This is a genomic window from Pseudoalteromonas sp. JB197 (assembly GCF_002332205.1).
GTDB lineage: Bacteria > Pseudomonadota > Gammaproteobacteria > Enterobacterales > Alteromonadaceae > Pseudoalteromonas > Pseudoalteromonas nigrifaciens.
This window is the reverse complement of record NZ_NRGZ01000001.1, coordinates 1,784,818-1,810,217: the sequence shown is the minus strand read 5'-3', so window position 1 is coordinate 1,810,217 and position 25,400 is coordinate 1,784,818. Positions and strand designations below refer to the sequence as shown.

The 25,400-nt window shown below is 40.7% G+C and carries 19 protein-coding genes, 1 other RNA gene and 2 pseudogenes; 14 read left to right on the top strand and 8 right to left on the bottom strand.

Annotated elements, in window-relative coordinates:
- Positions 1-35: 35 nt before the first annotated feature.
- Positions 36-425: a septal ring lytic transglycosylase RlpA family protein gene (locus CIK86_RS08535; RefSeq protein WP_086995293.1), complete on the top strand. Its 390-nt coding sequence runs from the start codon at positions 36-38 to the stop codon at positions 423-425.
- On the opposite strand, the gene cydC is transcribed toward CIK86_RS08535, so the two are convergent.
- Genes cydC through CIK86_RS08510 form a run of 5 tightly spaced genes read right to left on the bottom strand, consistent with a single transcriptional unit; the run spans position 422 to position 6,815 of the window.
- The gene (gene cydC / locus CIK86_RS08530; protein ID WP_086995290.1) at positions 422-2,161 is read right to left on the bottom strand and encodes a thiol reductant ABC exporter subunit CydC; all 1,740 of its coding nucleotides are present in this window, start codon (positions 2,159-2,161) and stop codon (positions 422-424) included. The two genes, CIK86_RS08535 and cydC, sit on opposite strands and share 4 nt — an antisense overlap.
- On the bottom strand, positions 2,154-3,929 hold the full coding sequence (gene cydD / locus CIK86_RS08525; protein ID WP_086995287.1) for a thiol reductant ABC exporter subunit CydD: 1,776 nt from the start codon (positions 3,927-3,929) through the stop codon (positions 2,154-2,156). The genes cydC and cydD overlap by 8 nt, the downstream gene beginning before the upstream one ends.
- Positions 3,919-4,083: a cytochrome bd-I oxidase subunit CydX gene (gene cydX / locus CIK86_RS08520; RefSeq protein ID WP_011328678.1), complete on the bottom strand. Its 165-nt coding sequence runs from the start codon at positions 4,081-4,083 to the stop codon at positions 3,919-3,921. The genes cydD and cydX overlap by 11 nt, the downstream gene beginning before the upstream one ends.
- 12 nt (positions 4,084-4,095) lie before the next feature.
- Positions 4,096-5,235: a cytochrome d ubiquinol oxidase subunit II gene (cydB, locus tag CIK86_RS08515; RefSeq protein ID WP_011328677.1), complete on the bottom strand. Its 1,140-nt coding sequence runs from the start codon at positions 5,233-5,235 to the stop codon at positions 4,096-4,098.
- Positions 5,232-6,815 (bottom strand): cytochrome ubiquinol oxidase subunit I, encoded by a 1,584-nt coding sequence (locus CIK86_RS08510; protein WP_011328676.1) that lies wholly within the window; start codon positions 6,813-6,815, stop codon positions 5,232-5,234. Before CIK86_RS08510 ends, cydB begins: the two co-directional genes overlap by 4 nt.
- A 335-nt stretch (positions 6,816-7,150) precedes the next feature.
- Between CIK86_RS08510 and lpxB the strand changes: the two genes are divergently transcribed.
- The 6 genes from lpxB to CIK86_RS08480 all read left to right on the top strand — a co-directional run bounded on the left by lpxB (position 7,151) and on the right by CIK86_RS08480 (position 15,166).
- Entirely contained in the window at positions 7,151-8,308 is a 1,158-nt protein-coding gene (gene lpxB, locus CIK86_RS08505; RefSeq protein WP_011328675.1) for a lipid-A-disaccharide synthase, read from the top strand.
- Positions 8,298-8,900, top strand: a complete 603-nt coding sequence (rnhB, locus tag CIK86_RS08500) for a ribonuclease HII (protein ID WP_011328674.1) — start codon at positions 8,298-8,300, stop codon at positions 8,898-8,900. Before lpxB ends, rnhB begins: the two co-directional genes overlap by 11 nt.
- 2 nt (positions 8,901-8,902) lie before the next feature.
- On the top strand, positions 8,903-12,394 hold the full coding sequence (dnaE, locus tag CIK86_RS08495) for a DNA polymerase III subunit alpha (protein WP_086995284.1): 3,492 nt from the start codon (positions 8,903-8,905) through the stop codon (positions 12,392-12,394).
- A 16-nt stretch (positions 12,395-12,410) separates the two neighbouring features.
- Complete coding sequence (accA, locus tag CIK86_RS08490) at positions 12,411-13,370, top strand: acetyl-CoA carboxylase carboxyl transferase subunit alpha (RefSeq protein WP_011328672.1); 960 nt, start codon at positions 12,411-12,413, stop codon at positions 13,368-13,370.
- 138 nt (positions 13,371-13,508) lie between these two features.
- Positions 13,509-14,816 (top strand): tRNA lysidine(34) synthetase TilS, encoded by a 1,308-nt coding sequence (gene tilS, locus CIK86_RS08485; protein WP_086995316.1) that lies wholly within the window; start codon positions 13,509-13,511, stop codon positions 14,814-14,816.
- Positions 14,816-15,166: a hypothetical protein gene (locus CIK86_RS08480; RefSeq protein ID WP_086995281.1), complete on the top strand. Its 351-nt coding sequence runs from the start codon at positions 14,816-14,818 to the stop codon at positions 15,164-15,166. The genes tilS and CIK86_RS08480 overlap by 1 nt, the downstream gene beginning before the upstream one ends.
- A gap of 90 nt (positions 15,167-15,256) precedes the next feature.
- Here the strand turns inward: CIK86_RS08480 and CIK86_RS08475 are convergent, their stop codons facing one another.
- Positions 15,257-16,153, bottom strand: coding sequence for a GGDEF domain-containing protein (locus tag CIK86_RS08475; protein WP_086995277.1), 897 nt, complete (start codon positions 16,151-16,153; stop codon positions 15,257-15,259).
- A 129-nt stretch (positions 16,154-16,282) separates the two neighbouring features.
- On the opposite strand from CIK86_RS08475, the pseudogene CIK86_RS08470 reads away from it, so the two are divergent.
- Positions 16,283-17,187: pseudogene (locus CIK86_RS08470) on the top strand (cation:proton antiporter); the annotation flags it as partial.
- Positions 17,188-17,215: 28 nt separating this feature from the next.
- Here the strand turns inward: CIK86_RS08470 and CIK86_RS08465 are convergent.
- Entirely contained in the window at positions 17,216-17,977 is a 762-nt protein-coding gene (locus tag CIK86_RS08465; RefSeq protein WP_096317075.1) for an IS5 family transposase, read from the bottom strand.
- 87 nt (positions 17,978-18,064) lie between these two features.
- On the opposite strand from CIK86_RS08465, the pseudogene CIK86_RS08460 reads away from it, so the two are divergent.
- Positions 18,065-19,132, top strand: a pseudogene (locus CIK86_RS08460) (NAD-binding protein); the annotation flags it as partial.
- A gap of 38 nt (positions 19,133-19,170) precedes the next feature.
- Here CIK86_RS08460 and CIK86_RS08455 read toward each other — a convergent pair.
- Entirely contained in the window at positions 19,171-20,316 is a 1,146-nt protein-coding gene (locus tag CIK86_RS08455; RefSeq protein WP_011328667.1) for a patatin-like phospholipase family protein, read from the bottom strand.
- Between the two features lie 172 nt (positions 20,317-20,488).
- Here CIK86_RS08455 and CIK86_RS08450 point away from each other — a divergent pair, with 172 nt between their 5' ends.
- From CIK86_RS08450 to CIK86_RS08430, 5 genes are all read left to right on the top strand, one after another.
- On the top strand, positions 20,489-21,358 hold the full coding sequence (locus tag CIK86_RS08450; protein WP_086999367.1) for a DUF3014 domain-containing protein: 870 nt from the start codon (positions 20,489-20,491) through the stop codon (positions 21,356-21,358).
- 138 nt (positions 21,359-21,496) lie between these two features.
- Positions 21,497-21,593: signal recognition particle sRNA small type (gene ffs / locus CIK86_RS08445), an RNA gene on the top strand.
- Between the two features lie 133 nt (positions 21,594-21,726).
- The gene (locus tag CIK86_RS08440) at positions 21,727-22,356 is read left to right on the top strand and encodes a TnsA endonuclease N-terminal domain-containing protein (RefSeq protein WP_062569899.1); all 630 of its coding nucleotides are present in this window, start codon (positions 21,727-21,729) and stop codon (positions 22,354-22,356) included.
- Positions 22,349-24,172 carry a Mu transposase C-terminal domain-containing protein gene (locus tag CIK86_RS08435; RefSeq protein WP_086999364.1) on the top strand — a complete coding sequence of 608 codons (1,824 nt, stop codon included), beginning with the start codon at positions 22,349-22,351 and terminating at the stop codon, positions 24,170-24,172. Before CIK86_RS08440 ends, CIK86_RS08435 begins: the two co-directional genes overlap by 8 nt.
- Before the next feature lie 2 nt (positions 24,173-24,174).
- Positions 24,175-25,176, top strand: coding sequence for a TniB family NTP-binding protein (locus CIK86_RS08430; protein WP_086999362.1), 1,002 nt, complete (start codon positions 24,175-24,177; stop codon positions 25,174-25,176).
- Positions 25,177-25,400: the final 224 nt, after the last annotated feature.

Genomic DNA, 25,400 nt, shown 5'->3' with positions numbered 1-25,400 from the left:
TAGTTGCTAATTATATCAATTACATAAGCTATTAAATGATACTTAAAAAACTCACTGTTACTTTTATTGCTATTATCCTTGCAGGTTGTAGTAGTCAACCACTTGTAAAATCAAGCTCAGGGGAGCTGACACAGCTTGGCAAAGCATCATTTTATGCCGATAAATACCAAGGAAGAACCACCGCAAATGGCGAACGCTTTGATCAGCAAGCAGCAACGGCAGCGCATCTTAAGCTGCCCTTTGGTACTAAAGTGAAAGTAACAAACCTAGCAAATAATAAGTCGGTAATAGTGAGAATTAACGACCGAGGTCCTTATATACGCGGGCGTATTATAGATTTATCGAGCAGTATGTTTAAAAAGATAGCCGACCCTAAAGTCGGCGTTATTGATGTACAAGTTACCGTAATAGATAAAGCGAATTAAAAACGGATAGTAAGTGACGTGTAAGCAGGATCGCTAAGTAATTGCTGATGGGTGCCTTGTGCTATTACGCGCCCATCCTCTAACCAAATAATATTATCCATATGTTCAAGCAGGGCTGGATCATGGGTAATAGTAAGCACACTGGCGTTACTCATAACTTGCATAATGGCATGCATTACACTTTGTTTAGATTGATTATCTAGCCCTTCTGTTGGCTCATCAAGCACTAAAATAGCGGGGTTTTGCAATAAAGCCTGCGCAATCGCAATCCGCCTCGACTGACCTTGTGATACATTACGCCCACCGGTACCTAAGCGGGTATTTAACCCCGATTTTAACTCAGTAAACCACGGGCTAAGTTGTGCATGCGCTAGTGCATCTAGCATTTGCGCTTTAGTTGCATTAGGCGCTGCATAGCATAGGTTTTCTTTTAAAGTGCCATCAAAAATATGATGCTGTTGAGCCAAAATATTAATTAACCTTGCTCGATTATCATTACTTAATAAATGCAAATCAACGCAGTTGCCTTGCTCACTCAAGGTAATATTGCCTTGTTGCAGTGGCCATAAACCGGTGAGTAAGTTAACTAAGGTGGTTTTACCGCTGCCGCTTCTACCAACAATGGCCACTTTTTGCTGCGGCTTTAGCTCAAAACTCACGTCATTTAATGCTGGGTGTTTATCGTAACAATAACTAATGTTCTTAAGTGTTAGTGAGGGATTTTGCAAAGCCAAATTATTATTTATAGCGGCATCATATTGCGTATTAGCATTTGCGGCTTTATCTTCAAGCGTAAATAAACGTTCAGCTGCTTTTAACACATTTGGTAATTCAATAAACGCATTTGGCAGGAGTAACACACTCTCAAAGCTGGCGAGCACAAATAGGCTTAGCATTGCCAGCTCAACATTAACCATGGCATTACTGTAAACCAGGGGCGCTATGGTCACAATACTTGCGATCATGGCCAGTTGTACAACTAATAAGCTTAAACCATCGGTATTAGCCAGCGCCTTGTGGCGAATAAACAGTTGCTGATTATACTGCTCGCTTAAATCATCGCACTTAGCAATTTGCTGCTCCCGAGCTTGGTAAATACTTAGTTCTCTAAGGCCGGATAAAGTGTCGGAAAGCTCAGAGCGCAGCTGTGCACTTAACTGTGTTTCTTTGTGGCTGTTTTTATTTAATTTAGCGCTAAGAAAAGCAGGTAAAACGACGCCAATCAGAACAATGCCAGTAAAACAAATAAGTGCGACATCGGCGTTGTATGCCGACATAAACAGCATAATAATAGGCACGCTTAATAGCGCAACTAACATAGGTAATAATACGTTTAAGTAAAACTTATCTAGCGCGTCTACATCGTTTTGGAGCCGATTAACTAAATCGGCGCTGCGGCTCATTGCTAAGTCAACATTATTGAGTTTACTGAGGGTAGAGAACACACTAACGCGAATTTCACTTAGCATTAAAAACGTAGCATTGTGAGTTACTAAGCGTTCCCCATACCGTGATGCGGTGCGTACAATCGCTAAAAAGCGAATAGTACCCGCTGGAGTAAAGTAATTCATTTGTGTACCGGCAATACCGGCTGCCGCCATTGAGGCTAAAAACCAGCCCGATATAGCCAGTAACCCCACATTAGCAAGTACTGTAATTGTGGCTAAAAAGGTACCCAACAACATAGCTTTGTAGTGAGGACGGCACAGTTTTAGTAAGCGAATAAAATTATGCATGAACTGCTCCTTGCTGTGCTGTTTGCAGTAAAGTGGCAAACTCACCATCTTCAGCCGCTAAGCTATTAAAGCAACCTTGCTGAGCTATCTTGCCATTGTGCATTACAATAAGTTGCTCAGCATTTTTGACAGTATTGAGCCGATGGGCAATAACTAGCACTAAATTATTTTTTGCATAATCAGCTATAGCATGTTGAATAACTTGTTCGGTTTCGCTATCAAGGTGCGCAGTAGGTTCGTCAAGTACCAATACAGGTGCTTGTTTTATAAAAGCACGCGCAAGGGCAATGCGTTGCTTTTGACCACCAGAAAGTCCCTCACCTTGCTCGCCAATTAAAGTATTAAAACCATCAGGCAGTGCCTTTATAAAGCCCAAAGCGCCTGCTTGCTTTGCTGCATGCTCAAGCTCTTGTTGCGTTGCATTAGGCTTTGCTAATTTAATATTGGCAGCAATAGTGTCGTAAAATAACGTGGCTGATTGCGGTATCCACGCAATGTGGCTTTGTAATTGCCCAATATGTGCAGTACTTAAAATTTGCTGATTAATACTTATATGCTTAATGACCTCGGGGTGAAACCCCAATAAACAATCAAACAGGGTACTTTTACCCGAGCCACTGGCACCAACAACGGCAATTAACCCTTTGTTGGGTAGAGATAAGTTTATATTTTTTATTCCTTCGTCACTATTTGGGTAGGTAAAGCTAAGGTTATTAACTGTAATTGAGCTAATAGTAGCGCTAATTTTGTCAGTAGTGTGTTCGCTTTGTTGCTCAGGCAATGGGGCATTTAAAATTATTAGCATGTCGGCGGCGGCACTTATACCTTGCAAGCGCGCATGATAGTGGCTGCCTAATTGACGCAGCGGCAAATAAAATTCAGGCGCTAACAGTAAAACCACAAAACCAGTGGCAAAATCAAGTGTGCCAAAAAACAATCTAAAACCAATAATAACCGCCACTAAGGCCACACTAATGGTTGCTAAAAACTCCAATGCAAATGATGATAAAAAAGCAATTTTTAATACGCTAAGTGTTGCGTGTCTAAAGTCATCAGATATTTTAGCAATTTGTTTTAGCTCTAAGCGAGTGGCGTTAAATAGTTTAAGTTGGGTAAGCCCTTGTACGCGATCAAAAAAGTAATTTCCTAATACCGCCAGTTGTTGCCAACGTTGTTGATTAAGCGCTTCGGCTTTTGAGCCAACTAAAATCATAAAAAAAGGAATAAGCGGCGCAGTTAATAAAAATATTAGCCCAGCTTTGTAATCTGTCGGAAAAATAACGATTAATATAGCCAGCGGAATAAGCGCACTGTAGGCAACGCCAGGTAGGTACTTAGCATAATAATCGTGTAGCGCTTCTACACCATTGTGCAATGTATTGAGGGTAGCACCTTGGCCATGTTGCTCTACATAGCTTGGCCCAAGCAGGCTAAGCTTATTAAGTAGGGTTTGGCGCATTGCCGACTTTATTTTAAGTGCAGCATAAGCGCTAAAGCGTTCACTTAGTGTTAAAAATACCGCGCGCAGTAAAATAATACCGGCCAAAGGCCATAATAAGTAGGTGATTTCAGCCAAACTATACTGTTCAAAAATTACATTATGAATAGCTTGAGCAAGTAAATAAGCACCTGCAATCATGAGTAATGCGTTAACAGTACCCAGTGCAATGCTCAGCTTTAATAGCATTGCAGCGGGTTTACTTTGACGCTTTAAAAAAGCGCGCAAAGACTGCTGTTGCGCGCGATCAGGGCGGGTGTTAGTCGTCATTTTTAGTTGTGTTAGTCTCTTTTAATAAATCATGCATTACTTGCTCGTCATCAGCAATACTGTCTTTATTTTGCTGAAACTCATACCACATTACATTTATTACACCTAAGGTACAGGCTAAAAGTACACCTAAAATCCAAGCGAAATACCACATAGTTTAGTCTCCTTAGTAGCTACCGTGAGGGTTGTTTTCTATTTCTTCTACCGTAACGCGGCGCCACATTTTTACGTAACACCAGGTGGTGTAAGATAAAATAATTGGCACAAAAATAACTACGGCAACAAACATAACGTTAAGCGTCATATGGCTCGACACCGCATCCCAAATAGTTAAACTAATATTTGGGTTATTACTCGATGGCATAATAAAGGGGAACAGTGATACGCCTGCCGTCATAATAATGCCTATTAACATTAAGCTAGTTGAAGCAAGCCCTAATGCGGGTTTATTTAATTTAGAGAACAACAATGCACTGAGTGCCATTGCAAACGCTAAAATAGGGAAGGTCATAGTCCAAGGGCGCTCACTGTAATTAGTTAGCCAAGCACCTTGCGCAGTTGTAACTACTTTTGCCAGTGGGTCGGCATGGCTTTGTGTATCCGGCATAGATACAATTTGATAACCCGTTAAATTAGCAACCCAAAAACCAGCTGCTGCAAATAGCACAATAAATAGAATAAGTGCATAACGACCATATTGCCCTGAGCGCTCTGCAACTAAGCTAGCAGTACGCAATTGTAGCCACATACCTGCATGAGCTATTAACATAGTAATACTAATTACACCTACTAACAGTGCAAATGGGTTAAGTAGTGCAAAAAACGAACCTTGGTAACTTACTCGTAAAAAATTATCAATGCTAAAAGGCACACCTAAAAATAGGTTACCAAAGGCCACACCAAATACTAATGCAGGAATGGCACTACCAGCAAATAAGCCCCAGTCCCAGTTATTACGCCAGCGTTTTGAATCTACTTTACTGCGGTAATCAAACCCAAGTGGTCTAAAAAATAATGCAAACAATACCAGCATCATAGCAAAATAAAAGCCTGAAAAAGCCGCTGCATATACCATAGGCCACGCGGCAAATAGTGCACCACCGGCGGTAATAAACCATACTTGGTTGCCATCCCAATGCGGGCCAATAGTATTAATAACGGTGCGGCGCTCTGAATCAGTTTTACCCACTAGGCGCAGCAGCATAGCAACGCCCATATCCATGCCGTCGGTAATTGCAAAGCCAATTAGCAGTATGCCTATGATCAACCACCACAGCATTTTTAATGTTTCATAATCAAAAATCATGATTGCTCTCCTCTACCTTCAGTGGTGTTATTAGGTAGTTCAAAGTGATACTTACCGGTATGTAGTGAGCTTGGGCCTTGCTTAATAAAGCGTAGCATTAACCAACCTTCAACAATGGCTAAGCCGGTATAAAATACAATAAACCCAGTTAAGCTAATTAAAATATCGTTTACCGTTAGCGTAGAAGTTGCTAAAAAGGTTGGTAATATTTCAGAAATAGCCCAAGGCTGGCGACCATATTCAGCCACAATCCAACCAAATTCAATGGCTATCCACGGCAGTGGAATACTTAAAACAGTAGCCCATAACAGCCAACGTTTTTGCTCAATAACTCGCTGCGCGTTATAGTAAAAAGCAAGAATAAACACACCCAGCATTAATACGCCACAGCCAACCATAATACGAAAAGACCAAAACATTGGGCCCACTTTAGGAAAAGAGTCTTTAACTGCTTTTTGAATTTGCTCTTCTGTGGCATCTACTACATCAGATGTATAACGCTTCAGTAATAGGCCGTAGCCTAAATCGTCTTTTAGGGTGTTAAATTTAGCGACGTTTTCAGGCGTGTCATCACCAGCGCGCAGTTTTACTAGGTATTCGTACGCAATCATACCGTTACGAATTCGCACTTCGTGTTGTTTTTCTAGATCGTTAATACCGGTCACTTGCTCATCGAGCGAGCGAGTTGCAATAAGCCCTAATGCATACGGGATTTTTACAGCGCCGTGAGTTACCTGCTTTTCTGAATCTGGGAAACCTATAAGTGTAAACGCTGCTGGAGCTTCTTCGGTATGCCATTCTGCTTCAATGGTGGCCAGTTTTACTTTTTGCACTTCGCCTACTTCATAACCCGATTCATCGCCGAGCAAAATAACACAAAAAATAGAGGCTAAACCAAAGCCAGAGGCGACTGAAAACGAGCGTTTAGCAAAGGCTAAGTCGCGTCCTTTTAAAATATAATAACCACTAATACCGAGCACAAACATAGATGCAGCAACATAACCTGCAGATACGGTATGAATAAATTTAACCTGTGCTACAGGGTTAAATACCAGCTCTGCAAAGCTGGTCATTTCCATGCGCATGGTTTGGTAATTAAACTCGGCACCTACTGGGTTTTGCATCCAGCCGTTGGCAATTAAAATCCATAACGCCGACATGTTAGTACCAATTGCCATTAAAAAGGTAGCACCTAAGTGCTGGCGTTTAGAGAGTCTATCCCAACCTAAAAAGAACATACCCACAAAGGTCGATTCTAAAAAGAATGCCATTAACCCTTCAATAGCAAGGGGAGCACCAAAAACATCACCTACGTAATGGGAGTAATAAGACCAGTTGGTACCAAACTCAAACTCCATGGTAAGACCCGTAGCCACACCAATTGCAAAGTTAATACCAAACAATTTCCCCCAAAACTTAGTCATATCGCGATAAATTTCACGACCGGTCATAACATAAACCGATTCCATAATAACTAAGATCCAAGTCATACCTATAGTTAAAGGTACAAATAAGAAGTGAAAGAGGGCGGTAACAGCGAACTGCAATCGCGATAGATCCACAAAGGTTTCATCTATCATGTTTAGCTCCTAAATATGTGATGTAGTTACAGCACAAAGCAATAATTTGACGGGTGCGTTGGTTTTATAAGGTTTCAGTAATTACTGAAAGTTGCGTTAGTATTTACTTTTGACCATTTGAAGTCAATATTTATATTAGTAAAACTCAATATAAGCGGTTAGTGCTTAATCAGTATCAAAAGCATACAGTACCTGGGCTATTTTTAGCAAATTTAAGCACTTAGTTTTAAGCATTTAATCCAATACGAAAACGCGGTAAACTAGGTTCAATTAACGCCCAGAGCCTGTTAACCCATAAAGGCAAACAGGCCCTAGTTTACGTGTGAAAAAATCAAATGAATAAAGATCAAAAACAACTACGAATTGGTATTGTGGCAGGTGAACTGTCGGGCGATATTTTAGGTGAAGGCTTAATTAAAGCACTTAAAAAGCATTTTCCCGATGCGATTTTTGAAGGTATAGCGGGCCCTAAAATGCAGGCGCAAGGCTGTAACACGCTTTACGACATGGATGAATTGTCGGTAATGGGGTTGGTTGAAGTATTAGGGCGCCTACCACGCTTACTTAAAATACGTAAACAACTGGTGCAACATTTTATTGATAACCCACCTGATGTATTTATTGGCATAGATGCGCCCGATTTTAACTTGCGCGTAGAAAAACCCCTTAAAGACGCCGGAATTAAAACAGTACAATACGTAAGCCCCTCGGTTTGGGCATGGCGAGAAAAGCGCATTCATACCATAAGTGCTGCTACTAACTTAGTGCTTGCATTATTACCGTTTGAAAAAGAATTTTACGATAAGCACCAAGTACCTTGTACATTTGTAGGGCACACATTAGCAGACGATATAGCACTTGAGCACGACGATAGCAAAGCCCGCAAAGAGCTAGGTTTAAGCCCTGATGATAAAGTACTTGCCCTGCTACCTGGTAGTCGCGGCTCAGAAGTAGGCTTATTAAGCGAAACCTATATTAAAACAGCCGTGCAGTTACAAGCGCAAAACCCAGCACTTAAAATTGTGGTGCCATTGGTTAACGCCAAACGCAAAGCGCAGTTTACTGAAATTTTAAATGCTACTGCGCCAACGCTTAAAATTAGTTTGCTGGATGGGCAATCAAAACAAGCTATGCAAGCAGCCGATGCTATTTTATTAGCGTCGGGTACTGCCACACTTGAGGGCATGCTGTATAAAAAGCCCATGGTAGTGGGTTATAAAATTAAACCACTGAGCTATTGGATTTTTAAAACCTTATTTACCTTTAATATAAAGTATTTTTCATTGCCGAATTTATTGGCCGATGAAGAACTCGTACCCGAGTTTTTGCAAAGTGAGTGCAATGTAGCTAATTTAACGCAAGCACTTACGCCTATGCTAAATACCGATAACCAAGCATTAAAAGCACGCTTTTTAGCGATCCACAAAAAAATTAGGTTAAATGCCAGCGAACAAGCAGCCAATGCTGTAGCGGAGTTAATAAATGCAAATTGAACGACCCAATGTAGCCCTTATTGCCGGTGTTGACGAAGTAGGGCGTGGCCCCCTTGTTGGCGACGTAGTTACTGCTGCCGTTATTTTAGATCCCTCAAAGCCTATTGCAGGTTTAGCAGATTCAAAAAAATTAACGGATAAAAAACGCCAAGCGCTTGCCATTGAAATTCAAGAAAAAGCATTGTGTTACGCGTATGGTCGTTGCAGCCCAACAGAGATTGATGAACTAAATATTCTGCACGCCACTATGCTTGCCATGACTCGCGCAGTAGAGGGGCTAAGCACGCAACCTGAATTTGTATTTATAGATGGCAACCGCCTACCTAAGTTAACCATGCCAGCGCAAGCAATAGTAAAAGGCGACAGCTTAGTAGCCGAAATTTCAGCCGCTTCTATTTTAGCTAAAGTAGCGCGCGACAACGAAATGGTAGAGCTAGATAAACGCCACCCAGAATATGGTTTTGCAGGGCATAAAGGCTATCCAACCAAAGCGCATTTTGCAGCACTTGAGCAATATGGCGCAATAAAGGAGCATCGTAAAAGCTTTAAACCAGTGCAACGTGTATTAGCGCAAGCCAAGGGTGAGGCGTAAACATGGCAGCTCCAGATTTTGTTCACTTAAGAGTTCACTCTGATTTTTCGATGGTTGATGGCCTTGCCAAAACCAAGCCAATTGTAGCCAAAGCACAAGAACTACAAATGCCGGCAATTGCTATTACCGACCAAATGAACTTATGTGGCTTAGTGCGTTTTTACGAAACAGCCCACAGCACAGGTATAAAACCTATAGTGGGTGCTGACTTTTGGCTACGCAGCCCTGAGTTTGAAAACGAGCCAAGCCGCATTACTATTTTAGCAAAAGACAATCAAGGTTATAAAAACCTCACTTTATTAATATCTAAAGCATATCAGCGCGGGCATGTATTTCATCGCCCGGTGATTGATCGTGATTGGCTAATAGAACTTAAAGCCGGGTTAATAATACTCTCTGGTGCAAAAGACGGTGATTTAGGTAAAGCGTTATTAAAAAATAATCCGAGTGTTATTGAATCGGTTGTTAGTTTTTATAAACAGCATTTTAGTGATAACTACTACCTTGAGCTGGTGCGAACTAATCGACCGCTTGAAGAAGATTACTTGCACATGGCGGTAGAGCTTGCTGCTAAAGAGCAATTACCCGTTGTGGCCACTAACGAAGTGGTGTTTTTAAAACCAGAAAACTTTGAAGCACACGAAATTCGCGTGGCTATTTTTGATGGTTATACACTGGATGATAAACGCCGCCCTAAACGATTTTCAGAAGAGCAATACTTAAAAACGCCAGAGCAAATGGCTGAGTTATTTAGCGACATTCCAGAGGCATTACAAAACACCGTAGAAATAGCCAAACGCTGTAATGTAACGGTGCAGCTTGGCACTTACTTTTTGCCAGATTATCCGACCGGCTCACTTAAAATTGAAGACTTTTTAGTTAAGGTGTCACAAGACGGTCTTGAAGAGCGATTGCAGTTTTTATTTCCTGATGAACAAGAGCGTAAAGAAAAACGCGTTGAATACGATGAGCGTCTAGATATAGAGCTTGGTGTAATTAACGAAATGGGATTCCCAGGTTATTTCTTAATCGTAATGGAATTTATTCAGTGGAGCAAAGATAACAATATTCCAGTTGGCCCTGGGCGTGGGTCAGGTGCAGGATCACTGGTAGCCTACGCGCTTAAAATTACCGACCTTGATCCATTGGAATTTGACTTGCTGTTTGAGCGGTTTTTGAACCCAGAACGTATTTCAATGCCCGATTTCGACGTCGATTTTTGTATGGATAGGCGCGATGAGGTGATTGATCATGTATCGGCCTTGTATGGGCGTAACGCGGTATCGCAAATTATTACCTTTGGAACCATGGCGGCAAAAGCGGTAATACGCGATGTTGGCCGAGTATTAGGTCACCCGTACGGTTTTGTTGATCGTATTTCAAAAATGATCCCTGGCGATCCTGGGATGACACTTGCCAAGGCGTTTGATATAGAGCCACGCTTGCAAGAAGCCTACGATGGCGACAATGAAGTAAAAGATTTAATCGACATGTGTCGTATTCTCGAAGGGTGTACACGTAACGCCGGTAAGCATGCGGGTGGGGTAGTAATATCGCCCACCACAATTACCGACTTTGCTGCTCTTTATTGCGATGACGAAGGTAAGTTTCCGGTTACTCAGTTTGATAAAAACGATGTAGAAACTGCCGGTTTAGTTAAGTTTGATTTTTTAGGCTTACGAACGCTGACTATATTGCAGTGGGCGCTCGACATGACCAACGAGCGCTTAGCGCGCACCGGTAAAGAGCCGGTAGATATTAATACTATTCCGTTGGATGATAAAAAGAGCATTGAGTTACTACTGCGCGCCGAAACGACTGCGGTGTTTCAGCTAGAATCACGGGGCATGAAAGACTTAGTAAGGCGCTTAAAGCCCGACAGCTTTGAAGATATGATTGCTTTAGTAGCCTTGTTTCGACCCGGTCCGCTGCAATCGGGCATGGTAGATAACTTTATCGACCGAAAATTAGGCCGCGAAGAAATCTCATACCCCGATGCGCAGTATCAGCACGAAAGCTTAAAACCTATTTTAGAGCCAACCTACGGCATTATTTTGTATCAAGAACAAGTAATGCAAATAGCCCAAGTATTAGCAGGCTATACACTAGGCGGCGCCGATATGCTGCGCCGTGCTATGGGTAAGAAAAAGCCCGAAGAAATGGCAAAACAGCGTTCAACATTTGAAGATGGTGCGCGAAATAACGGCATTGACGGCGAACTAGCAATTAAGATCTTCGATCTGGTAGAAAAGTTCGCAGGTTATGGTTTTAATAAATCGCACTCCGCTGCGTATGCATTAGTGTCGTATCAAACACTGTGGATGAAAACCCATCATCCAGCAGAGTTTATGGCTGCGGTAATGTCGGCCGATATGGATAATACCGACAAAATAGTTATTTTGGTGGATGAATGTGAAAACATGAAACTCACCTTGCTCCCGCCTGATGTGAATGCTGGCGAGTTCAAATTTACTGTAAACCTGCAAGGCGAAATTGTTTACGGTATTGGTGCTATTAAAGGAGTAGGTGAAGCACCTGTAGATGCAATTTTAGAAGCACGCGCTAAGGGCGGACCATTTAAAGATTTATTTGATTTTTGTGCCCGTGTTGATTTAAAACGCTTAAATAAACGTGTAACCGAAAAACTTATTTATTCAGGGGCACTTGATCAGCTAGGCCCTGAAAAAACTCAATCAGGGCGCGCCACGTTATTGGCAAGCTTAAAAAGTGCCATGCGCGCCGCCGATCAGCACAATAAAGCAGAGTTATTAGGGCAAAGTGATTTATTTGGCTTATTAGCCACTGAACCCGATGAAGTAGAGCAAGCCTTTATTAAAGCCACAGGACTCACCGATAACGAATGGCTCGATGGCGAAAAAGAAACCCTTGGTCTTTATTTAACTGGTCATCCAATAAATCAATATCGCCGCGAGCTAAAATATTATACCAGTGGTAAATTGGTCGATTTACAGCCTACTAATCGCGATGTAGTATCTACAGCTGCAGGGCTTGTAATTTCGGCCAGAGTGCTAATTAATAAAAAAGGAAATAGGTGGGCATTAATAACTTTAGATGACAAGAGCGCCCGCATTGATGTACGCTTATATTCAGATGAGTTTGAAAAATACCAAGATATGCTCCAAGTTAATAATATTTTGGTGATATCTGGACAGGTCAGCTTTGATAACTTCTCTGGTGGTATTACAATGACCGCCAGAGAAATAAACACCATTGCTCAAGCGCGTGAAAAACGTATTAAAGCGATTAAAATGACGCTGAACATGGTGCAAGTCGAGGCAGGTTTCTTCGATAAATTACAAAAAGTACTCGAACCATATAAAATGGGAACGTGTCCGATCAAGGTTTATTACCAACGCCCAGATGCATTGGCGCAATTAACCCTAGGGATCGAATGGTGTGTTACGCCAAGTGACGACTTAATTCATAAGTTATCGCTAATGGCAGCGCAAGATGTAGAACTAGAATTTAACTAATTAGGTAGTTTAGAGCATGAGCCTCAATTATCTTGATTTTGAGCTTCCGATTGCAGAATTAGAAGTGAAAATTGAAGAATTACAAAATGTAAGCCGCGCTGGCGAATTAGACCTTGAATTAGAAGAGGAAGTCAGCAAGCTAAAAGAGAAAAGCGACCGATTAAAAGAGAAAATATTCTCTGAACTTGGCGCTTGGCAAGTATCACAGCTGGCACGTCATCCGTTGCGTCCTTATACTCGAGATTATATCGAGCGTATTTTTACGGAGTTTGACGAGTTTGCAGGTGATCGTACTTTTGCTAATGATCCGGCAATTTTAGGTGGTATAGCGCGTTTAGATGGCGAACCAGTAATGGTTATTGGCCAACAAAAAGGCCGTGGTACCGCTGAAAAAATTAAACGTAACTTTGGTATGCCAAAGCCTGAAGGATACCGTAAAGCATTGCGCTTAATGGAAATGGCTGAGCGTTTTAAAATGCCAATTATGACCTTTATCGACACCCCTGGAGCTTATCCTGGTGTGGGTGCTGAAGAGCGTGGCCAGTCAGAAGCTATCGCCCGTAACCTTAAAGTAATGGCCTCTTTAAAAGTGCCAACTATTTGTACGGTTATTGGTGAAGGTGGATCGGGTGGTGCGTTAGCAATTGGTGTTGGCGATCGTGTTAACATGTTGCAATACAGTACTTACTCAGTAATTTCTCCTGAAGGGTGTGCGTCTATTTTATGGAAAAGCGCCGATAAAGCCCCACTTGCAGCTGAAGCTATGGGTGTAACTGCTAAGCGAGTTAAAGAGTTAGACCTAATTAACAACTTAGTAGATGAGCCATTAGGTGGAGCGCACCGTAATTATGATGCTATGGCACGTAATTTAAAAGTGCGATTAAAGCGTGACTTAGCCGACCTACAAGCACTTTCGCTTGAAGAGATGCTTGATCAGCGCTACAAACGCTTAATGTCGTTTGGTTATTGCTCTTAAATTCTTTTAATAATTAGCAATAAATATTTAAAAAAGCCGCTTATGCGGTTTTTTTGTTTTAAAATGGCTAAAATCAAGTACCTAAAACTTAGTATTTTAAAATTATTGGCTAAATTATCTGGAGCTCAGGTTAAATTAATGCACACATCGCTTATTTATCAACAAGTAAAACAATCATTGGGTCAATATATTGAGCAAGGTCATAAGGTGTTTACTGTGGCACTTTCTGGTGGCGTTGATTCTGTGGTGTTACTGCATTTAATGCATGCTTTACGAGTGCAGGATCCTGCACTGCAAGTTTCTGCTATTTATATACACCATGGTTTGAGCCAGTATGCCGACGACTGGCAGGTTTTTTGTCAAACCCTGTGCAATGAGCTAAATGTGCCATTTCAAACGGCTAAAGTAAATATAGAGCAGCAGTCACGCACGAGCCTAGAGGCGCAAGCGCGCGATGCTCGTTACCAAGCATTAGATGAGCTAAGTCCACATGGCAGCATTATTTTACTTGGGCAACATTTAAACGACCAAATAGAAACCTTTTTACTGCGCTTAAAACGTGGCTCGGGTTTAAAAGGTTTAGGTGCAATGCAGCGCGAGCGCACTTTAACCAGCGGCCGATTATGTTTCAGGCCGCTGTTAGCGGTAAAACGCAGTGATATAGAAGCCTTTGCGGCGCAATATGCACTTAACCATGTTACCGATGATTCTAATACTGATGAGCGCTTTGAGCGTAATTTTATGCGCCAGCAAGTTGTGCCAATATTAGCAGCGCGCTTTAATGGTTTTGAACAATGTACCGCTCGCAGTATTAGTTTACTGCAGCAGCAACATGCTTTACTCAACGAATATACTCACATTGATTTAACGCAATGCGTTAATTCTCAGCAGGCGTTAAATATAAGTGCTATTGCCAAATTTACTCCGATTAGAACAGCCAATGTAGTACGTGCATGGCTAGAGCTATTTACTCATGTATTACCATCGCAAAAGCAGCTGGAGCAAATAATTAATCAGGCTATTGCAGCTAAAACCGATGCACAAATGCTTATTGAGCTTAGTGGTGGACAAATACGCCGCCATCAAGGGCATTTATATTTTGTTGTACCAAGCACGCAAATATTAAACAACATACTAATTACTCGCAGTGAGCTAAAGCTTGCCGATGGTCGCTTACTAAAAAAACACTGTGGCGTAGGAGTCAGAGCGCCAACTGCAGATGAGCAAGTAAGCGTGCGTTTTAATTGTAATAGTGCGCGCATCAAACCTTTAAAAAAACCAGGAAGTAATACGCTCAAGCATTGGTTTAAAGATGCAAAAGTGGCTCCTTGGCTGCGTGCTAATGTGCCGTTAATTTTTTATAATGATGACCTAGTACAAGTGGTAGGCTATTTTATAAGTGCTAACCATAGTGATGAAAACGGTATTTATTGGGAGTGTAAATAATGAGTAAGGAGCCGCATGTAGGCTTATCGTTAGTAAATAAAGCACCACAAGGTATGCTAATTACAGCGGTTATTGCTGTGCTTGCTAATTATTTTTTAACGCTTGATATAGTGACATTAGGCTGCGCTATAGCGGGTGGAATAGTGTGCGCTAGTATTTTACTGGCTTATTGGTTAGGTAAAGGTGGGCTGTTTTTTATTTTAGGAGTGAGTGTACCGCTGTTGTTAGTGTTATTTACGCCACTTGCTAGCATTGCTGCATTACTTAATTTACTCAGTGGTTTCTTTTTTGGTTTTTGCATTGCGTTGGTTATGTATAAGTTTTTATCGGCAAAGTGGTTGCCTAAGTAGGTAGACTTATTAAAACTACTTAGGCAGCAATAAAAAAGCCTAGCGGGGGAAGCTAGGCTTTTTTATTTACAACAATATTAATTGCTGTACTTAATATGCTTTGGCGCAATTTCGTCCCGCTGCTTTGGCTTTATATAAACCTTTATCAGCTCGCGAAAAAACATCGTTATCGGTGTCTTGGCTACTCGCTAAAGTAAAGCCAATACTGGTAGTAACTAAGTACTGCGCCATTATCTTTGAGTTTTTAACGCGTTGCATAATGCGCTCAGCTATTACTTTATTAGTAGTAAACTCAGGATCTTCAATTAGTATTGCAAATTCATCGCCACCAAATCTAAATACAGAGTCAGTGCCTCGAATAGAGCCATTAAGTACTAAGGCAAACTCTTTAAGTACATCGTCACCCACTTTATGACCAAAGTTATCGTTTACTTGTTTAAAACTGTCTAAATCAAGCAACATTAAACTAAATGGGCGCTGGTAACGGCGGCAGTTTTCAAGCTTTTGCAGTAAGGTGTCATTAAATTGACTTCTATTGCTTAGTCCCGTTAATGCATCTTTTGTGGCAAGTTTTAATACCCGGTTATACATTATCGCATTACGTAAAGGGTAGAGCAGCGCACTATGAAAATATTGTAGTTTTTGTTCTATGGCAACACTCAGCGGATATTTACTAAAGTATATTAGTTGCCCTAAATTATCATTTTCGACAATTAAATCAAAAGTATAAGAAAGCGTATCAATATCGCAATCAGGTGTTTGCACTGTACCTAGCGCAGACTTGAACTGTATACCTGAAAAATTTAGCAGTTGTTTTGCAAATTTTGCATAAATAGCTAATATATCTTCGAGTATTAAACTGGTTTGTAATTTTGCAGCTAGCTCTTGCGTTGCTGCCGGTTCATTTTTACGATAATGCTCAGCCGAAAACGGCAAAAACTCTCCGCGTCCAGCAATACGTTGTGTCAATATATGCACATTTTCCATTGATTTATTTCCCCCGAGTATATGATCTTATAATACCAAGCGAATTTTATGCCACATTTAAAAACTGGCCGATAAATTGGTGATTGCTATAGTTAAGCATGGCTGTTTTTATAAGTAACGAGGTAATATTTGCAAAATATTAATACTCAAATTTTTACTTTATTAGTCGCTGCTGTCTTATTTGTATGGATTTTTAAGCGCGTAGGGCTGCCTCCTATATTGGCTTATTTAGCAACAGGGGTTTTGGCGGGTAGTCACAGTGTTGGCTGGATGACGCAAACTCACGAAATGGATTTAGTAGCTGAACTAGGTATAGTATTTTTATTATTTAGTTTGGGGCTCGAGTTTTCTATTTCGCGCCTAATGGCAATGCGCAATATAGTATTTGGCTTAGGATCATTGCAGGTTGTAGTAACCAGCACAGTGCTTATTGTGATTTTATATTGCTTAAACTTTAGTTTGCTCACCAGTTTTACAATTGGCGTTATTATGATGCTGTCCTCAACTGCTGTGGTTGTTAAGCTATTAAAAGAAAACGGAGAGTTAAATAAACGCCGTGGGCAGCTCGCCATTGGAGTGCTTTTATTGCAAGACATTGCGGTTGTGCCTTTACTGATTATTTTACCTTTATTAGCCGCTACCGGATCGCAAAGTATTAGCTGGGCGTTAGCAGTAGCACTCACGAAAGGGGCGTTTGTTTACTACTTTGGGCTATAGGTAAATGGATTTTGCCTAAAGTATTTAATGAAATTGCGTTAGTACGTACCGACGAACTATTTATGCTTACCACTTTGCTGGTAGCTTTATTTGCTGCCTTACTCACCTACTCATTTGGTTTATCTATGGCACTGGGCGCTTTTTTAGCAGGCATGATGCTAGGAGAAAGCCATTATCGGCATCAGCTTGAGGCAGATATTAGGCCATTTAGAGATATTTTAATGGGGTTGTTTTTTGTCACTGTCGGCATGCAGCTCAATGTAATGTATGTGCTTAATAATAGCTTACTTATTATTGGCGCATTAGTTGGGTTATTAGGGGCTGTTGATCTTTGTAGTACATATATCAATCAGCCCACATTGGTAGCCACATCATAGTAAATGCTAAAGCGAGCATTGAATGATAATTTCGTTCAAGCTTTTCATACCGCGTGGCTATCCCTCTATATTGCTTAATACGGCCAAATGCATTCTCAACCAAGTGCCGATATTTGTACATGCACCAGTCAATATCTTCATTGCCTACTAAACTGTTGCCCTTACGTGGAATAACGGGTGTAGCGTTATTATCACGAACAAACGCTCTCAGTTTTTCACTGTCGTAGCCTTTATCTGCGACAACCATATTACTTGTTGGGCAATTAGCTACGAGTGACTCTGCATGGACGATATCATGCGTATTTCCACAGGATAATTCATAATAAACAGGCAACCCTCCGCTATCGACTGCAAGATGAATTTTCGTAGAATTTCCACCTCGGCTCTTTCCAATTGATTCATTGTCAGCAGTTCTTGCACCGCAACTCTGTTGATGAGCCCTGACAATACTGCCATCAATGAAGACCCAATCCATGTCCGCATCACGAGATAATGCGCGAAACAGTTCATTCAAAATCCCTTTTTTGGACCATAAATTAAACCGTCTGTAGATAGCACTCCAACGGCCAAAATCAGAAGGTAAATCTCGCCATGGAATACCTGTGCGCATCTTATACAGTATGCCTTCGAGCGTTTTTCTATGGTTGGGCTTATTATAAATTCGACCACTTAAGTACATTACTTTTGATAAGACATTCCATGTCCCGTCTGTTAACATTAATCTTGGCATGTAGGTTCGGTGTAAAGTTTTCTGGCGAATTCAATTATACCTTATCTTCATGCTGTTTGTTTTTCATACCACAAAGATCAACACGCCCTAGTATTAAAAATAGCGGTAATGGCAATAAGTGCTCAGCTAATGGGCGAGCGAAAACAAGACGCGCTAGCATGTGCATTTATGCTATGGCAAATGGGGGAGTTTGGTTTTGTACTTATAGCGCTAGGCGCTCAGCATCAGTTACTAACTAATCAGCAAGTATCGTTTTTAATTGCTTTAGGGGGGCTTTCTATGGCGCTTACGCCCTTTTTAATTGATAAAACACCTTTTATTCTAAAGCGTATTGGCGTGCTAGATCGTGCAAGCCAAGCGTGGGAAGGTGAACCTAAAAGCAGCACACTGTATAGTGATCATGTCATTATTTGTGGCTTTTCACGGGTGGGGCAAACGGTTGCACGTTTTTTAAAACCAGAAGCCATTGATTATATAGCAATAGAAAGTAATCCGATTTTAGTTCAAGAAGGTAAAGCGGCTGGTGAGCCTATATTATTTGGCCATGTTAAACAAAAAGATATTTTAAAATGTGCGGGAGTAGAGCGAGCACGTTTAGTCATTATTACCTTTACTGAGTTTGAGCAAACGCAAATAGTAATAGATGCAATCAAGCAAGTTGCCCCAGAGGTAAAAATACTAATAAGAACCAAAGACGACAGTCAGCTGGAGCGTTTAAAAGAACTGGGGGTTACCGAAGTTGTGCCAGAAACCCTTGAAGCTAGCTTAATGTTGGTTTCGCATGTTTTGTCTATGTCGGGGGTACCAATGAGCCGTATTATTCGCCGTGTTAGCACCGAAAGGCATAACCGTTATCAATTATTGCAACGCTTTTTTACCGGTGAGTACCTTGATGTAGACGAAGACGCGCATGAACGCCTTGAATACTTGCATGTAATAGCGCTACCCGATAAAGCTTTTGCGGTTAATAAAAGTATTGCGGCGCTTAATTTAGCAAAACGAAAAGTGTCTATAAAAGCACTGCGCAGACAAAATAATGAAATAGACAATCCATCAGATCACACTATATTACTAGCCAACGATATTTTAATACTGCAAGGTAAACCAAGGCGCGTAGAGCGAGTAGAGCATTACTTATTTGATGGTATTGAGTAAGTTACTTAGATGATGCAGGGCGAGCATGCATCAGCGCCCTAATCTAGCTCTAAAAACTTACGTATTTCAGGCAGCTTTTTCATGCCATCCTCATAACCAATTTGTATTAAATGTTGGGTATAACGTTTTTCAAATAATAAATAGCTGGTTAAACTCGATTGCGAATGTTTTTTAACCCCTATGATCCTAAGCAACACTTTAATTGCCCATGGCATATCGTCGTAGTACTGCGCGGCAATAGCATTAAAGTTTTGTGATGGGTTGATCACGCAGGTTTCTATGCGCTTAAGTTCTTGGTGTTTATCGCGAGCTGGCAGCAAGCCTAAGGTGCGGTTAATTCGCTCTAGCCGTTCTAAGTCAGATTGCATAGTGTCGGTAAACACGCTGTCGAGTAAATGCCCTGCAACCGAAGACAGCCCAGGGTAATGAGCAGAGTAACCCACAGGGTGTAACTCTTTAGGCTGCTCAACACCAATAATGAATATTTTTTCAGCGCCTAAATGTATTGATGGGCTTAGAGGCGATAACTGATGTATAGAGCCATCACCAAAGTAATGGTTATAAATATTTACACTAGGAAACACCATAGGAATGGCGCTCGAAGCCATTAAATGCTCAACATTAATACGCGTAGCGCGGCCCTCACGTTTAGCGCGTTGCCATGGTAGGCGTGTATTAGATTGATAAAACGCCACCGAGTCACCAGTGGTATAACTAGAGGCGGTAATCGAAAGCGCTTCTAAGTAATTGTGATGTAAATTGCGTTCAATGCGATGTAAATCTAATATTTCGTTTAATAATTTACGCAGTGGCCTATTGTTTAATAAACTCGCAGGCGGATGGTTTATATGTTCTGACTGAAAACTGGTTAAAATATTACGAGTAATATGACCAAATACACTTAAAAAATCACTTTTATACACCATAGAAGTAGAAAAGTTCTTCCATACAGACTCGAGCTTTCTAACTGCTAAGTGCGCGCAGGAGGCATAGCAAGCTAGCGCCGCAGAGTTTATAGCCCCAGCAGATGTACCATTTATTACTCTAAATGGCAGAGGCGCTGTTCTAGGCATGCTATGAGCTAATGCTTTAAGTACGCCTACTTGATAAGCAGCGCGTGCGCCACCTCCTGTTAATAGAAGGGCAACTTTGGGTTTGTTAGGATCAACTTGCTTGATTTTCATATAAGGGACTAAACTGTTCTACGTCTTTACTTTATTTATTTACTTTAAGTCTTTAAGCTAGAAGAATCAAAGGATACCTTAGCTGCTTTTAATATTATTTACTGTAAGCTATGAATTAAACTCATTTAGAATACTCTAAGTGATATTGCATTTTAATCTTAATGGAGTTCGTATGTCAGATAAACCATCAGCGTCAGATGTTCAAAAACGTCCACCTAATAACAATCTACTTTTTGCCATTATTATTTTAGTGGTACTCGTATGCGCCGCTGCATTTGTATTGCTTAAGCCAAGCAACGAGGCAGAAGTGCTTACTGAGGTTGAGCCAGCACCAGTAGAGCAGCCTATGATGGAGTTAAAGCCAGAGAATGATCCTGTTTTAGATGTTCCATCAGTATTGCCAGATAAACCACAAGATTATGAAATGCCAGCGCAGCGTGATGCCGAGCCAGCAGCCGTGCAATTACCACCACTTGATGAAAGTGATGCAGTTGTTGTAGCAAAAATGGATGAATACTTAAGTGATTCGGTAATGGAGCTAATGATTACCGATGATGTTATTCGCCGTGGTGTCGTGTTTGTTGATAATTTAGCAAAGGGCAAAGTTGCTACAAAACATACACCAGTAATAAAGCCAGAAGAAAAATTTAGTGTCACAGAAGGTGATATTTTAACTATCGATCCTAATAGTTATGAACGTTACACCCCGTATGTAAAAATATTTACTAGTATGAGCGCCGCGCAAGCAGTGCGTTTATTTGAAGAATATAAACCGCTTATTAATAATGCCTATACTGAAATTGGTTACGGCGATAATGAGTTTACTCAAACGCTTGAAGATGCAATCGACTTATTACTCGATACACCAGAGCCAGAAGGTAACTTACCATTACTGCGCGATTCAGTAACCTACCAATATGCATTTGCAGAGTGGGAGCAATTACCCGCTGCACAAAAACAGCTTTTACGTATGGGCCCAGAGAACATGAAAAAAGTAAAAGCGGCACTGCGTAATATTAAAGCGCAGTTAGAGAGCAAATAGTAAACATAAAACAGTTTAAAAGGCCGCGATTGTATATGAAGTATGCAATCGCACTTTCTTTTTCGATTATCCCTTGAATAACGTAGCAAAAGTAGAGATAATCCCTCCCGCGCCAACCAAGGCCCTCAATGGTAGTCTTATTGGTCCTCTCGCAACACTAGCAGGCGAACCTGGTCAGGCCCGGAAGGGAGCAGCCACAGTTTGTGACGTGTGTGCCGAGATGTGGCTGGTAAGACTGCCACCCAAATTCCTCATTTGGGTGTTGTTTGAAGTATAAGTTGACATATTTGTATTAAAAGATGGCATAAATTGGAAGTATAAGGTGGCATAGTCTAGTATTTAACCAAATGGTTAGATGGTTGACTCACATGTACAGAAGAAAACTCAAACACTCCCGTGTTAAAAACCTTCATAAATTTGCTAGTCAAAAAAATAAATCTACCTGTTTAGTTGAATCCTCTTTAGAATTTGATGCCTGTTTCCATTTTGAATTTTCACCATCAATAGCCGCATTTGAAGCACAACCACTCGGTTACGAATATGAGTTTGATAACCGTATTTGCCGTTACACACCTGACTTTTTACTTACCCACACAGACGGCACGCAAAAATTTATCGAAGTAAAACCACAAAGCAAAATTGCCGATGAAGACTTTCGTGCTCGTTTTATTGAAAAGCAAGCCATAGCCAAGCAAGATGGACGCGACTTAATACTGGTTACTGATAAGCAAATTCGTGTATACCCAACACTTAATAACTTAAAGCTTTTGCATCGCTACTCTGGCTTTCAGTCTTTAACAGACCTGCAATTATCTGTGCTAAAGCTTGTTCAGCAATACGGCTCTATCAAAGTGGGTCAGTTAGTTAGCTTTTTAAGAGTAACTGCCGGTGAGCTACTTGCTACGGTGTTACGTTTATTATCATTAGGGCAGTTATTTGCCGACTTAACTACAAATGAAATATCAATAGAAACAGCAATTTGGTCCAACAATGTTTAATGATGGTTTGTTTGATGACGAATTTAACCAGCCATTACCAAAAGTAGAGACCAAACTACCTCAAAATTACGCCAAAGATTTACAAGCCCTTCCTGAAAAAATTAAAACAACAACATTTGCTAAGCTTAAATATATTCAATGGCTTGAGGCTAATATTCAAGGCGGTTGGACACAAAAAAACCTTGAGCCTTTATTAAAAGTAATGCCCGAAGTTGAGGGAGAAAAAAAGCCCAGCTGGAGAACAGCTGCACGATGGTATAGCGCTTATACCAATGCAGATAAAAATATCATGGCGCTAATACCAAGCCACCAAAAAAAGGGTAACAGGGAGCGCGATACAGCCACCGATAAGTTTTTTGAAAAGGCACTTGAGCGTTACTTAGTAAAAGAAAAGCCATCAGTGGCTTCGGCTTATAAGTATTACGCAGACTTAGTTATCATTGAAAACGACAGTGTTGTAGGCAGTGATTTAAAGCCTTTAACATACAAAGCATTTAAAAACAGAGTAGATAACTTACCGCAATACGACGTGATGGTTGCTCGTTATGGTAAGCGCCTTGCTGATATTGCTTTTAATAAAGTAGAAGGGCATACACGGCCTACCCGAGTACTAGAAAAAGTTGAAATTGACCATACACCGCTGGATCTTATTTTATTAGATGATGAGCTACATATCCCGCTTGGTCGGCCGACACTCACCATGTTAGTTGATGTGTATAGCCATTGTATTGTTGGCTATTACTTCAGCTTCAGTGAGCCTAGCTACGACGCAGTAAGGCGAGCAATGCTAAATGCGATGAAACCTAAAAGTGAAGTGGCAAAGCTATACCCTGATACGGTAAATGAGTGGAAGTGTGCTGGTAAAATTGAAACACTCGTTACTGATAATGGAAGAGAGTTTTGGGGTAACAATCTTGAGCTTGCTGTTTGTGAAACTGGAGTAAATATTCAATATAATCCAACGAAAAAGCCTTGGCTTAAACCTTTTGTAGAACGTATGTTTGGCACTATTAACACCGAGTTATTAGATCCGATTCCAGGTAAAACCTTTTCTAACATTTTGCAAAAACATGAATATAACCCCAAAAAAGATGCAATCATGCGCTTTACAACATTTATGAAACTATTTCATAAATGGGTAGTAGACGTTTACCATCAAGATGCCGACAGCCGCTTTAATTATGTACCGAGTCAGTTGTGGGAGCAAGGCTTTAGTACGTTACCACCAACAATGCTGAGTGATGCTGATCTTCAACAACTGGATGTTGTGCTCAGTATTTCAAATCATCGGGTACTTCGTAAAGGTGGAATAAGGCTAGAAAATTTAAGCTACGACAGTACTGAACTGGCGAACTATAGAAAGCAGTTTAGCCACAAAGTATCTCAAGAAGTTTTAATTAAATTAAACCCCGATGATATCTCTTATATATACGTATACCTCGATAAGCTAGAGCATTACATAAAAGTGCCATGCATAGATCCAAACGGTTACACTCAAAATTTAAGTTTGAATCAGCATAAAATAAATATACGTATTCATCGCGATTTTATTTCGGGCTCTATCGATAATGTCGGCTTAGCAAAAGCGCGTATGTTTATTCATAATAAAATTCAAAACGAGTTTGAAGAGTTAAAAAATGCGCCAAAAAACTCAAAGGTAAAAGGGGGTAAAGCGTTAGCTAAGCATCAAAGTGTTAGTAGCGACTCGCAGAAATCAATAGCTCAGAGCGAACCAGTAGAACCCAAAAAGGTTACACCTAAAGAGCAGCCAGCTGATAGTTGGGATGACTTTATCTCAGATCTAGATGGATTTTAATTATGCTGACCGATAAACAAAAAGAAAAGCTTAATGAATTTCGCGATATATTTATTGAATATCCAATAATAACCACTGTATTTAACGACTTTGACAGATTAAGACTTGGTAAAGGGCTAGCGGGCGAAAAGCCCTGCATGCTGTTAAATGGCGATACAGGCACAGGTAAAACAGCACTGCTCAAGCAATATAAAGAACGACATTTACCGCAATTTATTAATGGAGTGATGAATCACCCTGTATTAGTCAGTCGCATACCTAGCAACCCTACACTAGAATCTACTTTAGCTGAGCTTCTTAAAGACTTAGGGCAAGTTGGCAGCACAGAGCGCAAGCTGCGAGTAAACGGTACTCGGTTAACTACATCATTAATAAAGTGCCTAAAAACGTGTGGCACAGAGCTTATAATTATTGATGAGTTCCAAGAGCTAATTGAGCACAATCAAGGTAAAAAGCGCCGCGAGATTGCTAATCGATTAAAATATATTAACGATGAAGCGGGTGTATCAATCGTATTGGTAGGTATGCCGTGGGCAGAAAAAATAGCAGACGAACCCCAGTGGTCATCGCGTTTATTAGTAAGGCGGCAGCTGCCTTATTTTAAGTTATCAGAAAACCCAAAGCATTTTGTGCAGTTAATAATTGGTTTAGCCAACCGAATGCCATTTATCGAGAAGCCAAACCTAAGTGAACAAGCAACAGTGTTTGCTTTGTTCTCCTTATCAAAAGGTTGTTTTAGAACATTAAAATACTTTTTAGATGATGCCGTGCTTTATGCATTAATGGATAACGCGAAAACCCTCACAACCAAGCATTTGGTCAAAGCATTTGAAGTACTGTTTCCTGATGTACCAAACCTATTTACGTTGCCTGTTGCAGAAATAACAGCAAGCGAAGTTGAGCGCTACTCACTCTATAAACCTGAAAGCGCCCAAGACGAAGATCCGTTTATAGCGACCAAGTTTACTGACAAGATGCCAATAAGTCAGTTGTTGAGGAAATAGATAATACAAAGTTTAAACTTCAATGAGTCTAGTTTCAATTCAACAATATCTAAGCATTTAAAGTGCTGAATTTCTTAGTGGCGCACACTGTTATACTAGATATGCTTAATGTGTTAGCAATAGACTGGAAAATATGTAAAAACTACACTTTAATACAGCCAAAAACTGAGTTGAAATTGTCACTAAGTGATGACTTTTCATGCAGGTGGAGCATTAACATAGCT

Excerpts from the sequence above, each read along its gene's own strand:
- tilS (WP_086995316.1), top strand. The coding sequence starts at position 13,509 with ATGCACACATCGCTTATTTATCAACAAGTAAAACAATCATTGGGTCAA.
- CIK86_RS08450 (WP_086999367.1), top strand. The coding sequence starts at position 20,489 with ATGTCAGATAAACCATCAGCGTCAGATGTTCAAAAACGTCCACCTAAT.
- CIK86_RS08535 (WP_086995293.1), top strand. The coding sequence starts at position 36 with ATGATACTTAAAAAACTCACTGTTACTTTTATTGCTATTATCCTTGCA.
- dnaE (WP_086995284.1), top strand. The coding sequence starts at position 8,903 with ATGGCAGCTCCAGATTTTGTTCACTTAAGAGTTCACTCTGATTTTTCG.
- CIK86_RS08510 (WP_011328676.1), bottom strand. The coding sequence starts at position 6,815 with ATGATAGATGAAACCTTTGTGGATCTATCGCGATTGCAGTTCGCTGTT.
- CIK86_RS08480 (WP_086995281.1), top strand. The coding sequence starts at position 14,816 with ATGAGTAAGGAGCCGCATGTAGGCTTATCGTTAGTAAATAAAGCACCA.
- CIK86_RS08455 (WP_011328667.1), bottom strand. The coding sequence starts at position 20,316 with ATGAAAATCAAGCAAGTTGATCCTAACAAACCCAAAGTTGCCCTTCTA.
- CIK86_RS08475 (WP_086995277.1), bottom strand. The coding sequence starts at position 16,153 with ATGGAAAATGTGCATATATTGACACAACGTATTGCTGGACGCGGAGAG.
- cydB (WP_011328677.1), bottom strand. The coding sequence starts at position 5,235 with ATGATTTTTGATTATGAAACATTAAAAATGCTGTGGTGGTTGATCATA.
- cydD (WP_086995287.1), bottom strand. The coding sequence starts at position 3,929 with ATGACGACTAACACCCGCCCTGATCGCGCGCAACAGCAGTCTTTGCGC.
- CIK86_RS08440 (WP_062569899.1), top strand. The coding sequence starts at position 21,727 with ATGTACAGAAGAAAACTCAAACACTCCCGTGTTAAAAACCTTCATAAA.
- lpxB (WP_011328675.1), top strand. The coding sequence starts at position 7,151 with ATGAATAAAGATCAAAAACAACTACGAATTGGTATTGTGGCAGGTGAA.
- rnhB (WP_011328674.1), top strand. The coding sequence starts at position 8,298 with ATGCAAATTGAACGACCCAATGTAGCCCTTATTGCCGGTGTTGACGAA.
- cydC (WP_086995290.1), bottom strand. The coding sequence starts at position 2,161 with ATGCATAATTTTATTCGCTTACTAAAACTGTGCCGTCCTCACTACAAA.
- accA (WP_011328672.1), top strand. The coding sequence starts at position 12,411 with ATGAGCCTCAATTATCTTGATTTTGAGCTTCCGATTGCAGAATTAGAA.
- CIK86_RS08430 (WP_086999362.1), top strand. The coding sequence starts at position 24,175 with ATGCTGACCGATAAACAAAAAGAAAAGCTTAATGAATTTCGCGATATA.
- cydX (WP_011328678.1), bottom strand. The coding sequence starts at position 4,083 with ATGTGGTATTTCGCTTGGATTTTAGGTGTACTTTTAGCCTGTACCTTA.
- CIK86_RS08465 (WP_096317075.1), bottom strand. The coding sequence starts at position 17,977 with ATGCCAAGATTAATGTTAACAGACGGGACATGGAATGTCTTATCAAAA.
- CIK86_RS08435 (WP_086999364.1), top strand. The coding sequence starts at position 22,349 with ATGTTTAATGATGGTTTGTTTGATGACGAATTTAACCAGCCATTACCA.